Annotated in this window: 1 protein-coding gene; it reads right to left on the bottom strand. The window is 34.2% G+C overall.

The genetic code is table 11. From position 1 onward, the window contains the following. The coding region (locus SB660_RS20920) for a hypothetical protein (RefSeq protein WP_410584282.1) at window positions 1-269 on the bottom strand (269 nt) is incomplete at both ends.

Raw genomic sequence — 269 nt, 5'->3', positions numbered from 1 at the left:
AGTAACATTTACTAGTTCTTTAACAGGAGCCACACCAGAAGTGTTAACAGCTGCTGTAGTTGGAAGGTTATTTGCTAGAGCTACTGCCATTGTTAAATCATCTGCAGCTGGAGTTTTAGCAGTTAAAATTACAATATCCTTAGTACCACCTTGAGTTACATTAAAGAATTCAGTAACTTTAGTGTTAGCAATTAATGCATTGTATGTTTTTTCTCCAACTTGAATAGCTAAATCAGTAGCAATAACTGGAACATCTATATTTAATGGAG

This window comes from Bacillus sp. SIMBA_005, assembly GCF_046535585.1.
Classification (GTDB): domain Bacteria; phylum Bacillota; class Bacilli; order Bacillales; family Bacillaceae; genus Bacillus; species Bacillus pumilus.
Note: the sequence above shows the minus strand (reverse complement) of the source record. Positions and strands in the feature narration are given on the sequence as shown.